Below are 12,539 nucleotides of genomic sequence, written 5' to 3' on the forward strand. Positions count from 1 at the left end.
CGACAACGAAGATGACGAAGGGGCAGTCCGGAGCGAACGCTCCGGACCGCAATCGTGGGCGCCCGCCCCGCATGCCACCGCCGCAAGGGACGACCCACGAAGAACAATTCAATCCACCACAAAAAAAACGGCGCCCAAGGCGCCGTTCCCTAATTCACCAGCAAAGCATCACCGCTTCTGCTTCAACTGCGACAAATCCCGCACAGCCCCCCGATCCGCAGAAGTCGCCAACGCCGCATAAGCCTGCAACGCCAACGACACAACCCGCTCCCGATCCACAGGCTCCCAAGCATTCTCCCGAGCTTCCATAGCAGCCCGACGCCGAGCCAGCTCCGAATCGGAAACCGCCAGATGCATCTTCCGATTCGGAATATCGATCTCGATCGTATCGCCGTCTTCCACCAGCCCGATCGTGCCGCCTTCCGCTGCTTCCGGCGACGCATGCCCGATCACCAGCCCCGACGAGCCCCCCGAAAAACGCCCGTCCGTAAACAGCGCGCACGTCTTGCCCAGGCCCTTGGACTTCAAGTAAGACGTCGGGTACAGCATCTCTTGCATCCCAGGACCGCCCTTCGGGCCTTCGTAGCGGATCACCACCACGTCGCCCGCCACGATCTTGTCGCCCAGAATGCCTTCCACCGCGTCGTCCTGGCTCTCGAACACCCGCGCACGGCCCGTGAAGACCCATTGCGACTCGTCCACGCCAGCCGTCTTCACAATGCAGCCCTTCTCGGCCAGATTGCCGTACAGCACCGCCAGGCCGCCGTCCTTCGAGTAGGCGTTTTCCTTGCTGCGGATGCAGCCCGTCTTGCGGTCCGTATCCAGCGTCAGGAACGTCGCGTCCTGGCTGAACGCCACCGTCGTCGGGATGCCGCCCGGGGCCGCGCGGTAGAACTTCTGCGCCGCTTCACCCGCGCCGCCCGCCACGTCCCATTGCTGGATCGCGTTGCCCAGCGTGCCGCTGTGCACGTTGCCGCAAGACAGGTCCAGCAGGTCCGCACGCGCCAGTTCACCCAGGATGCCCAGGATGCCGCCGGCGCGGTGCACGTCTTCGATGTGGTACTTGTCGGTGGCGGGCGCCGCCTTGCACAGGCACGGCACCTTGCGCGAAATGCGGTCGATGTCCGCCATCGTGAAATCCACGCCCGCTTCCTGCGCCGCGGCCAGCAAATGCAGCACCGTGTTCGTCGAACCGCCCATCGCCACGTCCAGCGCCATCGCGTTTTCAAACGCGGACTTGGTCGCGATGCTGCGCGGCAGCACCGACGCGTCTTCTTCCACGTAATAGCGGCGGCACAGGTCCACCACCAGGCGGCCGGCCTGCTCGAACAGGCCCTTGCGCCAGGCGTGCGTGGCCACGATCGTGCCGTTGCCCGGCAGCGCCAGGCCGATCGCCTCGGTCAGACAGTTCATCGAGTTGGCCGTGAACATGCCGGAACAGGAACCGCACGTCGGGCACGCGCTGCGTTCGACTTCCGCCACTTCCGCGTCCGACACCTTCGGGTCGGCCGCCTTGATCATCGCGTCGATCAGGTCGATCTTGGCGATGACCTTGCCGTCCGTCGGCGACTTGACCTTGCCCGCTTCCATCGGACCGCCCGACACGAACACCACCGGGATGTTCAGGCGCATCGCGGCCATCAGCATCCCCGGGGTGATCTTGTCGCAGTTCGAGATGCAGACCATCGCGTCGGCGCAGTGCGCGTTCACCATGTATTCGACCGAGTCGGCGATCAGTTCGCGCGACGGCAGCGAATACAGCATGCCACCGTGCCCCATGGCGATGCCGTCATCGACGGCGATGGTGTTGAATTCCTTGGCGACGCCGCCGGCGGCTTCGATTTCCTTGGCAACCAGCGCACCCAGGTCACGCAGGTGCACGTGGCCCGGCACGAACTGCGTGAACGAATTGACCACCGCGATGATCGGCTTGCCGAAATCTCCGTCCTTCATGCCGGTGGCGCGCCAGAGGGCGCGGGCGCCGGCCATATTGCGGCCGTGGGTCGAGGTGCGGGAACGGTAGTGCGGCATGATCTTGTCTCAGGCGGTTAGCGTGGGCGGCAAAACGGTAAATAATACGCTGGTTCCGGCCGGCAGCGCCCGCAGGCCACCCTGGGGCCGTTACATGGCCATCAGGCGGACGCCGCGCCGCGGGCCGCGAATGCACTGGGCGGCTCGCCCAGGGCCTTGCGAAACATCGCTGCGAACGCGCTCGGGCTTTCGTAGCCCAGGTCCAGCGCCACGTCCAGCACCCGGTCGCCGCGCGCCAGCCGCTCCATTGCCGCCAGCAGCCGCGCCTGCTGGCGCCAGCGGCCGAAGGTCATGCCCGTATGGCGCAGGAACAGCCGATGCACCGTCTTGGGGTCCACCCCCAATTCCCGCGCCCAGTCGGCCGCGCCCGCCTGGCGCTCCGGATGGCGCACGATGGTGCGGCAGATGCGGGCCAGGCGCGGCTCGGCAGGCTGCGGCAGGTGCAGCGGCAGCACCGGCTCCTGTTTCAGCTCGTCCAGCAGCAGCATCATCAGGCGGCCGTCGCGCGTGCCGGGCGTCCAGTCCAGCGGCACCTCGGCCGCCGCCACCATCAGCTCGCGCAGCAGCGGCGATACCGACAGCACGCAGCATTGCGCCGGCAGATGCGCCACCGCGCCCGGCTCGACGAACACCGTGCGCATGCGCGGCTCGCCGCTCATGCGGATGGCGTGCGGCATCCACGCCGGCACCCAGACGCCGCGCGTGGGCGGCACCACCCAGATGCCGGCGTCGGTATCCACCACCATCACCCCCGAGATCGCGTACAGCAGCTGCGAGCGGCGATGCCGGTGGCGCCGCACGCGATGGCCGTCCTCGTAGTCCACCGCCAGCCCGGCCACCGGGCGCAGCGAGGATTCGTAGGGAAACAGGTCCAGGTCGGCAGGCTTGCGCGCCTTGGGTGGGTTGGACGGCGGAGAGGATTTGTCCATTTCTCGACGATTGATGCCTGGATGGCGTTAGACGGTCTTTTCCAGTGTACCTACCATGCCGCTCATCCCGTCCAAATCCCCTGTTGGCCTGTCCGAACCATGTCCGCCCGCCCGTCCGCCGCCTGCGCCCGTTCCGCCCTTCGCGGACCGGCCACGGCCGCCGTGGCCGTGCACGGACAACGCGCCGCGCTACGACTAGCGCGCGGTTGCCGGGCCTTGCGTCCCGTGGCCGCCCGGCAGCCCCGGGCCCTCTGACGGGCCCGTTCGCCACCTCCCTTGCCCGACCGCCGCAGACCGGCGGCCTACACACGCCGCGCTGTCCTGCGCGGCCGGAGGTTTGCATGCTTGACCATCCCCAACACAAATATCGCCCCGTCCAACCCTTCACGCACGACTACGCCCAGCGCACCTGGCCCACGCGGCGCCTGCACGCGCCGCCCGTGTGGATGAGCACCGACCTGCGCGACGGCAACCAGGCCCTGATCGAACCGATGGACGCCGCCCGCAAGCTGCGCCTCTTCGAACAACTGGTCGCCGTGGGGCTCAAGGAAATCGAGGTGGCGTTTCCGTCGGCCTCGGACACCGACTTCAATTTCGTGCGCAAGCTGATCGAAGAACGGCGCATTCCAGACGACGTCACCATCGAGGTGCTGACCCAATCGCGGCCCGACCTGATCGCCCGCACCTTCGAGGCGCTGCACGGCGCGCCCCGCGCCGTCGTGCACCTGTACAACCCCATCGCGCCGCAGTGGCGCCGCATCGTGTTCGGCATGAGCCGCGCCGAGATCAAGGAGATCGCCCTGGCCGGCACGCGCCAGATCCGCGCGCTGGCCGACGCGCACCCTGAAACCGAATGGATCTACGAGTATTCCCCCGAAACCTTCAGCCTGGCTGAACTGGATTTCGCACTGGAGGTCTGCGATGCGGTCAGCGCCATCTGGGGCCCCACCCCTGAACACAAGATGATCATCAACCTGCCGTCCACCGTGGAATGCACCACGGCCAACGTCTACGCCGACCAGATCGAATGGATGCACCGACACCTGGCGCGGCGCGACAGCATCGTGCTGAGCGTGCATCCGCACAATGACCGCGGCACCGCGGTGGCCTCGGCCGAACTGGCGGTGATGGCGGGCGCCGACCGCGTCGAAGGATGCCTGTTCGGCAACGGCGAACGCACCGGCAACGTCGACCTGGTCACGCTGGCCATGAACCTGGACACGCAAGGCATTGCCAGCGGCCTGGATTTTTCAAGCATGGCCGCGGTGCGCGAGTGCGTCGAGGCGTGCAATCAGCTGCCGGTGGACGTGTTCCACCCCTATGCGTTCACGCCCGCAACGCCAGCAGCGCGTCCTGCAGGTGACGCAGGCCGCGGCTGAGCGGTTTGTCGCGGCGCACGACGACGGCCAGGGTGCGCGACAGGCGGGGCGTCAACGACCGCACCGCCAGCGCGCTGCGCTGGCCGGCACCCGACACCGCCAGCCTGGGCAGCACCGCGCAGCCCAGGCCGGCGGCCACGATTTCCTTCATGGCCTCGGTGCTGCCCAGCTCCATGACCGGCTTGGCCGCCACGCCCGCCGCTTCGAACCAGTCGTCCACCAGCCGGCGGGTGCGCGCGCCCGGCTCGAACAGCACCAGCGGCAGCGCCGCCAACGCCTGCGGCGTGACGGTGTCGGGAATGGCCAGGGTGCCGCGCGCGGGAAAAATCGCCACGAACTCGTCTTCGAGCACCGGTGTGGCCTCGATCATGCGACCCGGGGCTGGCAGCGTCACCAGGCCGATGTCCAAGGTGTTGCTTTCCAGGCCGCGCAGCATGTCGGCCGTGTTGCCGGTACTGGCCACCACGTCCAGCGCTGGAAAGCGCCGCCGCAGGTCGGCCAGCAGCGGCGGCAGCAGATAGGTGCAGGCCGTGGCGCCGGTGCCCAGGCGCACCCGGCCCGTCACTTGCGAGGCATGCGCCGTCATGGCCTGTTCGGCCTGCGCCAGCGCGGCGTCGATGGCGCGGATGTGGGTCAGCAATTCCAGCCCGGCCGCGGTGGGGCCCGCACGGCGGCCCACTCGTTCGACCAGCTTCAGGCCAAAGCGGCGCTCCAGTTGGCGCACCTGCAGGCTGACCGCCGGCTGCGTGATGCCGCCGCGCTCGGCCGCGGCCGAAAAGCTGCCCAGTTCGATGACCTGCGCAAAGGTGCGCAGGGCGTCCAGATTCAGTCCGCGCATGCGGGGGCTCCGTTGGGTTCGTGTGCCATGCCGCCCCGGCTCTCAGCGGCAGCGCGCGCGGCGCAGCAGCCTCGCACACCAAAGTTTTGCTTATGCATTTTATAATAAACCAAAGCTTTATTTATGAATGGGGTTGCGCCACACTGGCATCTGCTTTTTTCCGCCTGCACGGCCTTTTTTTCCCTCTTTTCGCACCCCGTTTCCATGTCGCAACCCGCCCCCACCGTCTTGATCCGCGACAGCGCGGAAGCCGACCTGCCCGCCATCAAGGCCATCTATGCGCACCACGTGCAGCACGGCACCGCCTCGTTCGAACTGGACCCGCCGTCCATCCCCGAAATGCGCCAGCGGCGCGCCGGCATCCTGGAAAAAGAGATGCCCTTCCTGGTGGCCGAGATCAACGGCGAAGTCGTGGGCTATGCCTACGTCACCGCCTACCGTCCGCGCCCGGCCTACCGCCATACCGTCGAGGACTCCGTCTACGTCAAGGCGGGCCGCGCCGGCCTGGGCATCGGCGGCAAGCTGCTGGCCGCGTTGATCGAGCGCTGCACCGCCGCCGGCTGGCGCCAGATGCTGGCGGTGGTGGGCGACAGCCGCAACGCGGCATCGCTGGCGGTGCATGCGCGCCAGGGCTTCCATCCCGTCGGCACCTTGCGGTCGGTGGGCCACAAGCATGGCGAATGGCGCGACACCGTGCTGATGCAGCGCGCGCTGGGCGAAGGCGACACGACGCCGCCGCAACGCCCGTGATCGCCCCGCGGGCCATCGTCTGCCTGGGGCTGACCCAACTGGTCGGCTGGGGCGTCACCTTCTACCTGATCGGCGCGCTGGGACCGGACATGGCCGCGGACCTGGGCTGGAACGCCGCCACCGTGTACGGCGGCTTCTCGGCCGCCATCGTCGTCATGGCGCTGGTGTCGCCGCTGGCCGGCCGCGCGGTCGACCTCTGGGGCGGCCACCGCGTCATGCCCGCCGGCGCCATGCTGGCCGCCGCCGGCTGCGCCGCCCTGGCCGCCACCCACGGCGTCGTCGCGTACTTCGCGGCCTGGATGCTGCTGGGCGTGGGCATGCGGCTGTGCCTGTACGACGCCGCGTTCGCCTCGCTGGCGCGCGCCGCCGGGCCGGCCGCGCGGCGGCCCATGTCGCAGATCACGTTGTTCGGCGGGCTGGCGTCCACCGTGATGTGGCCGGTGGGCCATGCCCTGTCGGGCTGGCTGGGCTGGCGCGGCGCGGTGCTGGCCTATGGCGCCTTGGCGCTGGCGACGCTGCCGCTCTACCTGGCGCTGCCGCGCGCCCGCTATGCCGCTTCGCTGAAGGATACCGGCCTGGCCGGCACGGGCCTGGCGCGCGACAAGGCCGAGCGCCGCCTGGCCGGCGTGCTGTACGCGGCGATCGCCATGCTGACCAACTTTTTGGCCGCGGGCAACGCGGCTCACTTGATTCCGCTGCTGTCGGGGTTGGGCCTGGCCGGCGCGATGGCCGTGAACATCGCGGCACTGTGGGGCGTCGGGCAATTCGCCTCGCGGCTGGCCGACGTGGCGCTGGGCTCGCGCCTGCATCCGCTGACGCTCACGCTGGCCGTGGCGGCGCTATTGCCGCTGTGCTTCGGGCTGGCGCTGTTTTCCGGTGGGAACCTCGCCGCGCTGGCGGCATACGCCCTGCTGTACGGCGCCTGCAACGGCCTGATGACGATCACGCGCGGCACCCTGCCGCTGGCGTTGTTCGACTTTCGCAGCTACGGCGCGCTGGTCGGCGCCCTGCTCATTCCCAGCTTCCTCTTGACCGCCGCCGCGCCGGTGGCCTATGCCTACGTCGTCGAACAGCACGGCGCGCGCGCCGCGATGGGCCTGTCCGCCAGCCTGGCCACTGCCATATTGGCCGCGGCGCTGATCCTGCGCAGTCGATTCATCGCCCGGACGCGAGGCTGATCGGCGCACGACCGTCTTCCGCGTCCTGCACCAGCGCGCCCGAAAACGAATAACCCGATCCGCGCATGCTGCGGATCGGGATCGACAGCCCCGCCGCCTCACCCTTGCGCTTGAGGCGGCTGATGACCAGATCCAGCGCGCGCCCATTGCCCGGAATGTCCATGTCGTCGACCGCGAAATCGCTGCGGCGCACGACCTTGTCGGGATGCCCCTGCATGCCCTTTAGCACCGCCCGTTCCATCGGGGTGAGGCTGACGCCCGCGCCCGCCGGCGACAGCAAGGTCCACTCGTTGTCACACAGGCGCCAGGCCTTGTCCGCCACGCTGATCTCCGGCACGCCGGGCGTTTCGACACGACGGGCCGCCGACTGCGCCGGCAGGCACAGCGAAAGCTTGCGCTGCGCCGACTGGATCGCCGCGGCCACCTCGCTGTAGCTGATGCTGGTGCCGTAGCAACTGTCGGCGCCAGCCAGCAGCGCATTGATGCGCACGGCCGGACTTTCAATGTTGCGGATGGCGATGATCGTGGAATGCGAGAAGCGAGCCCGCAGTTGCCCGATCGTGATGTCCAGATCCCGCGGCAGGCACAGATGCACCTGGATGTCGCCGGGCTGGCGCGGCAGCGCCGACTCCTGCAACGAAACGGGGTTCAGGACGAAACCGATCTGTTCCAGGGAATTCGAGATGCCCTGCTTGGCAAATTCGTTGTCGAAAATAAGGATGATGCGCGACCGATTCATGAGATTGAGCCCTGATTAATGACGTCTTTCCATCGAACGGTATTGAAATGTTTATTTGCATCTCAACACCTGGAACAGGGTCGCAAAAAAAGCGCACTCAATCCTCGAACAGCGTTCCAAACTGGACAAATTATTGAATATTCCTCATTTTAAAATGAGAAATATTCAATATATCGAAATAGAATTCAGCGATCGGCGAAACGTAGCGATATGCGTGGCGGTACATGTCTGGCGCCTGCGCGCTGCGCTGCCATGCCCGATTGCCCTCCCCCCCGCCCGGGGCGCGGGTGCATCCGCCACTGCGGCCTGTCAGGCCCCCTTGGCCGCCACCCATTTTTCCCACCCTGCCAGCCGCAGCTTGCAGGCCGGGCAGGTGCCGCAGCCGTAGCCCCAGGCATGGCGCGCGCCGCGTTCGCCCAGATAGCAGGTGTGGCTTTCTTCGACAATGGTCTCGACCAGCGCGTCGCCGCCCAAGGTGTGCGCCAGCGCCCAGGTTTCGGACTTGTCGATCCACATCAGCGGCGTTTCGATCGTGACGCGACTGCCCAGGCCCAGCCCAAGCGCTACCTGCTGCGCCTTGATGGTGTCGTCGCGGCAATCGGGGTAGCCCGAGAAATCGGTTTCGCACATGCCGCCCACCAGCACGTCCAGCTGGCGCCGGTAGCCCAGCGCCGCGGCCAGCGTCAGGAACAGCAGGTTGCGGCCCGGCACGAAGGTATTGGGCAGGCCGTTGGCCTGCATCTCGATGGCGCGGTCGCTGGTCATGGCGGTGTCGCCCACCTGGCCCAGCACCTTCAGGTCCAGCAGATGGTCTTCGCCCAGGCGCGGCGCCCACTCGGGAAAGCGCGTGCGAAATTCGCGCAGCACGTTCAGGCGCGCATCGAGCTCGATGCGGTGGCGCTGGCCGTAGTCGAACGCCACGGTTTCCACATGGGCATAGCGGTCCAGCGCCCAGGCCAGGCAAGTGGTGGAATCCTGGCCGCCCGAAAACAGCACGAGCGCGCGACGTTGGTGATTTTGCATGAAAGGGGGTTTCTGGAAAGACGAAGGGATAGGCCAGACTTTACCGCAGCCACGCGCCTTTCCCGTAAGGAAGCCTGCGTAAAATCGATCCGCTTTTCATCACGGTTTCTCAGTAGCGCGCACGTACCCACCCTTCCCATTCCCGCAGCCCGACGGATCTCCCGCCCGATGAATGCCAGCCGCTTGCAGTCCGATTCAGCAGAACCCTTGCGTCACGACATCCGGCTGCTCGGCCGATTACTGGGCGACGTCATCGCCGAATGCGAAGGCAAACGCGTCTTCGACACCATCGAAACGCTGCGCCGCACCGCCGTCAAATTCCGCCGCGAAGGCAACGACGCCGACGGCAGGCTGCTGGAACAGCGCGTCAAGCGCCTGGAAGGCAGCGACCCGAACTCGGTCGCGCGCGCCTTCAGCTATTTCCTGCACCTGGCCAACATCGCCGAAGACCGCGACCAGAACCGCCGCCAGCGGGCCCGCGCCCTGACCGGCGACGCCCCCGCGCGCGGCAGCCTGCGCGACGCCGTGCAGACCCTGGCCGGCCATGGCGTTTCTCCCGCCCGCATCCGCCGCCTGCTGGCCGAGGCCTGCGTCATGCCCGTGCTGACCGCGCACCCCACCGAAGTGCAGCGCAAAAGCACGCTGGACGTGCACCGTGAAATCGCCAGCGCCCTGGCCCAGCGGGACACGCCGCTCACGCCCGAAGAATTGGCCGAGCTCGACGCCGCGCTACTCGGCCGCGTGGCCACGCTGTGGCAGACGCGCATGCTGCGCTACACCCGCCTGACGGTGGCCGACGAAATCGAGAACGCGCTGTCGTACTACCGCAGCACCTTCCTGCCCGTCATTCCGCGCCTGTACGCCGACCTGTCCAAGCTGCTGAACCGCGACGGCCCCAAGCCCTTTGCCGCCCCGCCCGCGCCGCTCGAACCCTTCCTGCGCATGGGCAGCTGGATCGGCGGCGACCGCGACGGCAACCCCAACGTCGATGCCGGCACGCTCGAACGCGCCCTGCTGCGCCAGGCCACCGTGCTGTTCGAGCACTACCTGCAGGAAGTCCACGCGCTGGGCGCCGAGCTTTCCATCACCACCCTGCTCATCGCCGCCGACGCCGACCTGCTGGCGCTGGCCGACCGCAGTGGCGACGATTCCCCCCACCGCAGCGACGAACCCTACCGCCGCGCCCTGGTCGGCGTCTACGCCCGCCTGGCCGCCACCGCCCAGCGCCTGACCGGCCAGAACCTGGCCCGGCGCAGCACGGTGGCCGCCGCGCCGTACGATGCGCCCCAGGAACTGTCCGCCGACCTCGCCATCATCGCCGCGTCGCTGGCCGCCCACCACGGCGCCCCCATCGGCAAGCTGCGCCTGGCCGGCCTGCAGCAGGCCGTGGAAGTGTTCGGCTTTCACCTGGCCACCGTCGACCTGCGCCAAAGCTCCGATGTGCACGAACGCGCGCTCGCCGAACTGTTCACCCGCGCAGGCGCCACCCACGACGGCCAGCCGCTGGACTACCTGGCCCTGGACGAAGCCGCCCGCGTCGCGCTGCTGCGCGCCGAGCTTGCCCAGGCCCGCCCGCTGGCCTCGCCCTGGATCGCCTACAGCGAAGACACCACCCGCGAACTGGCCGTGCTGCGCGCGGCCGCCGCCGGCCGCCAGCGCTACGGCAAGCAGGCGGTGCGCCAGACCATCGTCTCGCACACCGAAACCCTCAGCGACCTGCTTGAAGTCATGGTGCTGCAGAAAGAGGCCGGCCTCATCGCTTCCGCCGGCCAGGACATCCCCGCCGAAGACGGCCTGATGGTCGTGCCCCTGTTCGAAACCATTCCCGACTTGCAGCGCGGCGCCGACATCATGGCCGCCTGGCTCGACCTGCCCGAGATCCGCCAGCGCGTGAAGCAGGCGCAGAACGGCGCCCAGGAAGTCATGCTGGGGTATTCCGACAGCAACAAGGACGGCGGCTTCCTCACGTCCAACTGGTCGCTCTACCAGGCCGAACGCGCCCTGGTCGACGTCTTTTCCGCCCGCCACGTCCGCCTGCGCCTCTTTCACGGCCGCGGCGGCTCCGTCGGCCGGGGCGGCGGCTCCAGCTTCGACGCCATCCTGGCCCAGCCCCCCGGCACCGTCGCCGGCCAGATCCGCCTGACCGAACAGGGCGAAGTCATCCAGAGCAAATACAAGGACGCCGAAGTCGGCCGCTGGCACCTGGAACTGCTGGTCGCGGCCACCCTGGAATCCAGCCTCGCGCCGCGCGCCGAAGCCACCAGCGCCGAAGACGCCCACATGGCCCACCACGGCCCGGCCATGACGTTCATGTCCGAAACCGCGCAGCGCAGCTACCGCGGCCTGGTCTACGACACGCCGCGCTTTGCCGAATACTTCTTTGCGGCCACGCCCATTGCCGAAATCGCCGGCCTGAACATCGGCTCGCGCCCCGCTTCCCGCAAGAAGGGCCAGCGCATCGAAGACCTGCGCGCCATCCCCTGGGGCTTTTCCTGGGCCCAATGCCGCCTCATGCTCACCGGCTGGTACGGCATGGGTTCGGCCATCGAGGCCTACCTGGAAACCGGCGCCCCCGACGCCCCGCGCTCCAAGCGCGGCCGCCTGGCCCAGCTGCGCGAGATGGCGCAAGACTGGCCCGCCTTCCGCACCCTGCTGTCCAACATGGAAATGGTGCTGGCCAAATCCGACCTGGCCATTGCCGCCCGCTACGCCCAGCTCGTGCCCCAGCGCGGCTTGCGCGAAAAGATCTTCGGTCAGATCAGCGCCGAACACGCCCGCACCCTGGCCATGCTCAAGCTCCTGACCCGCCGCGAACTCCTGGCCGACAACCCCACCCTGCAAGACTCCCTGCGCGAACGCTTCGCCTACATCGACCCCCTGAACTACCTGCAAATAGACCTGATCCGCCGCCACCGCGCCGCCCTGAAGCACCCCAACCCCGACGCCGACGAACGCGTGCAACGCGCGATCCACCTGACCATCAACGGCATCGCGGCGGGGTTGCGCAACTCGGGTTGAGTGACCGCGCATGGCAGGGCCCGGCGCCCGGCCATGCATTGCGGGGGTGCCGGCCTACGCTATAAAATGAGTATTATTCTCATCTCATTGCGCCAGGCCTTCCGCATGCCTTTGCGCCGGAGGCCGTGCCATGTCCCCCCCCGAATCCGCCGTGCCGCGACAGGGCATCGAGAGCCTGTATGCCGAACACCATGGCTGGCTGCGCAGCTGGTTGCGGCGGCGGCTGGGCGACGCCTGGGACGCGGCCGACCTGGCGCACGACACTTACCTGCGCATCCTGCACAGCGGCCGCCTGCCCGAGCCGCACCAGTCGCGCCAGCATCTGGCGCAGATCGCCCGCTGCCTGGTGATCGACCTGCACCGCCGCCGCCAGATCGAAGCCGCCTACCTGGAAACCATCGCCCACCTGCCGCGCCCGCAGACGCCGTCGGAAGAAGCGCGCGCGCTGGCCATCGAGGCCCTGGTCGAGATCGACGCCATCCTCAACCAGCTGCCGACCAAGGCGCGCGAGGCGCTGCTGCTGTGCAAGCTGGACGGCCTGCCCTACAGCGACATCGCGGCGCGGCTGGGCGTGTCGGTGTCGTCGGTGAAGAAGTACATCGCTGCCGCCCTGCTGGCCTGCTACCAGGCGCAGTGGGCGGCGCGCGGTTGACG

The 12,539-nt window shown here is 68.2% G+C and carries 10 protein-coding genes; 5 read left to right on the top strand and 5 right to left on the bottom strand.

Annotation, left to right across the window (positions count from 1 at the left end):
• Positions 1 to 168: 168 nt before the first annotated feature.
• Together ilvD and ACUDP5_RS26870 are read right to left on the bottom strand one after the other, a co-directional pair.
• On the bottom strand, positions 169 to 2,031 hold the full coding sequence (gene ilvD, locus ACUDP5_RS26865; protein WP_263915709.1) for a dihydroxy-acid dehydratase: 1,863 nt from the start codon (positions 2,029 to 2,031) through the stop codon (positions 169 to 171).
• A gap of 101 nt (positions 2,032 to 2,132) precedes the next feature.
• Positions 2,133 to 2,960: an AraC family transcriptional regulator gene (locus tag ACUDP5_RS26870; RefSeq protein WP_445657683.1), complete on the bottom strand. Its 828-nt coding sequence runs from the start codon at positions 2,958 to 2,960 to the stop codon at positions 2,133 to 2,135.
• Between the two features lie 341 nt (positions 2,961 to 3,301).
• On the opposite strand from ACUDP5_RS26870, the gene ACUDP5_RS26875 reads away from it, so the two are divergent.
• Positions 3,302 to 4,339: a 2-isopropylmalate synthase gene (locus ACUDP5_RS26875; RefSeq protein WP_445657684.1), complete on the top strand. Its 1,038-nt coding sequence runs from the start codon at positions 3,302 to 3,304 to the stop codon at positions 4,337 to 4,339.
• Here ACUDP5_RS26875 and ACUDP5_RS26880 read toward each other — a convergent pair.
• The gene (locus ACUDP5_RS26880; protein ID WP_263915706.1) at positions 4,287 to 5,177 is read right to left on the bottom strand and encodes a LysR family transcriptional regulator; all 891 of its coding nucleotides are present in this window, start codon (positions 5,175 to 5,177) and stop codon (positions 4,287 to 4,289) included. The two genes, ACUDP5_RS26875 and ACUDP5_RS26880, sit on opposite strands and share 53 nt — an antisense overlap.
• Positions 5,178 to 5,381: 204 nt before the next feature.
• Between ACUDP5_RS26880 and ACUDP5_RS26885 the strand changes: the two genes are divergently transcribed.
• Together ACUDP5_RS26885 and ACUDP5_RS26890 are read left to right on the top strand one after the other, a co-directional pair.
• The gene (locus ACUDP5_RS26885) at positions 5,382 to 5,927 is read left to right on the top strand and encodes a GNAT family N-acetyltransferase (protein WP_263915705.1); all 546 of its coding nucleotides are present in this window, start codon (positions 5,382 to 5,384) and stop codon (positions 5,925 to 5,927) included.
• Positions 5,924 to 7,105: an MFS transporter gene (locus ACUDP5_RS26890; RefSeq protein ID WP_263915704.1), complete on the top strand. Its 1,182-nt coding sequence runs from the start codon at positions 5,924 to 5,926 to the stop codon at positions 7,103 to 7,105. Before ACUDP5_RS26885 ends, ACUDP5_RS26890 begins: the two co-directional genes overlap by 4 nt.
• Here the strand turns inward: ACUDP5_RS26890 and ACUDP5_RS26895 are convergent.
• On the bottom strand, positions 7,083 to 7,844 hold the full coding sequence (locus ACUDP5_RS26895; protein ID WP_263915703.1) for a winged helix-turn-helix domain-containing protein: 762 nt from the start codon (positions 7,842 to 7,844) through the stop codon (positions 7,083 to 7,085). The two genes, ACUDP5_RS26890 and ACUDP5_RS26895, sit on opposite strands and share 23 nt — an antisense overlap.
• 309 nt (positions 7,845 to 8,153) lie before the next feature.
• A complete protein-coding gene (gene queC / locus ACUDP5_RS26900) occupies positions 8,154 to 8,867 on the bottom strand; it encodes a 7-cyano-7-deazaguanine synthase QueC (RefSeq protein ID WP_263915702.1) in 714 nt (237 codons plus the stop codon).
• A 168-nt stretch (positions 8,868 to 9,035) separates the two neighbouring features.
• On the opposite strand from queC, the gene ppc reads away from it, so the two are divergent.
• Entirely contained in the window at positions 9,036 to 11,885 is a 2,850-nt protein-coding gene (gene ppc, locus ACUDP5_RS26905; RefSeq protein WP_445657685.1) for a phosphoenolpyruvate carboxylase, read from the top strand.
• A gap of 130 nt (positions 11,886 to 12,015) precedes the next feature.
• The gene (locus ACUDP5_RS26910; protein WP_445657686.1) at positions 12,016 to 12,537 is read left to right on the top strand and encodes a sigma-70 family RNA polymerase sigma factor; all 522 of its coding nucleotides are present in this window, start codon (positions 12,016 to 12,018) and stop codon (positions 12,535 to 12,537) included.
• Positions 12,538 to 12,539 lie beyond the last annotated feature (2 nt).

Source organism: Achromobacter sp. NCFB-sbj8-Ac1-l, assembly GCF_052695805.1.

What these genes read in the sequence shown, in the direction of transcription:
- ACUDP5_RS26875 (WP_445657684.1), top strand. Translation starts at nt 3,302, where the DNA reads ATGCTTGACCATCCCCAACACAAATATCGCCCCGTCCAACCCTTCACG.
- ACUDP5_RS26870 (WP_445657683.1), bottom strand. Translation starts at nt 2,960, where the DNA reads ATGGACAAATCCTCTCCGCCGTCCAACCCACCCAAGGCGCGCAAGCCT.
- ACUDP5_RS26895 (WP_263915703.1), bottom strand. Translation starts at nt 7,844, where the DNA reads ATGAATCGGTCGCGCATCATCCTTATTTTCGACAACGAATTTGCCAAG.
- ACUDP5_RS26880 (WP_263915706.1), bottom strand. Translation starts at nt 5,177, where the DNA reads ATGCGCGGACTGAATCTGGACGCCCTGCGCACCTTTGCGCAGGTCATC.
- ACUDP5_RS26910 (WP_445657686.1), top strand. Translation starts at nt 12,016, where the DNA reads ATGTCCCCCCCCGAATCCGCCGTGCCGCGACAGGGCATCGAGAGCCTG.
- ACUDP5_RS26885 (WP_263915705.1), top strand. Translation starts at nt 5,382, where the DNA reads ATGTCGCAACCCGCCCCCACCGTCTTGATCCGCGACAGCGCGGAAGCC.
- ppc (WP_445657685.1), top strand. Translation starts at nt 9,036, where the DNA reads ATGAATGCCAGCCGCTTGCAGTCCGATTCAGCAGAACCCTTGCGTCAC.
- ilvD (WP_263915709.1), bottom strand. Translation starts at nt 2,031, where the DNA reads ATGCCGCACTACCGTTCCCGCACCTCGACCCACGGCCGCAATATGGCC.
- queC (WP_263915702.1), bottom strand. Translation starts at nt 8,867, where the DNA reads ATGCAAAATCACCAACGTCGCGCGCTCGTGCTGTTTTCGGGCGGCCAG.